This is a genomic window from Crystallibacter degradans (assembly GCF_012952295.1).
Lineage (GTDB): Bacteria > Actinomycetota > Actinomycetes > Actinomycetales > Micrococcaceae > Crystallibacter > Crystallibacter degradans.
This window is the reverse complement of the sequence record NZ_JABBCH010000113.1, coordinates 1-255: the sequence shown is the minus strand read 5'-3', so window position 1 is coordinate 255 and position 255 is coordinate 1. Positions and strand designations below refer to the sequence as shown.

The following is a 255-nucleotide window of genomic DNA, read 5'->3' as shown; positions in this document are numbered from 1 at the left end:
TCGGCTACAACGTCATCGCCCTGCCGATTGCCGCCGGCGTCTTCTACCCGGGCCTGGGTATCATGCTCAGCCCGGAAATCGCCGCCATTTCCATGTCCGGTTCCAGTGTGATTGTCGCGGTCAATGCCCTGCTCTTGAAGCGGCTGGACCTGCCGCAGCCGGGAGAGGCCATGGGCCAGGTCGCCGAAGCCGCGCCCGCACCCCAACCCACCGGCGCGAAGTAGATACAGCGGTTGGATCATGACCCTCCTGACG

Annotated in this window: 1 protein-coding gene; it reads left to right on the top strand. The window is 65.1% G+C overall.

Features of this window, described 5'->3' with window-relative positions:
• Nucleotides 1-224: hypothetical protein (locus tag HGO92_RS23345; protein ID WP_169999136.1), on the top strand; the 224-nt coding region annotated here is incomplete at its 5' end.
• Nucleotides 225-255: the final 31 nt, after the last annotated feature.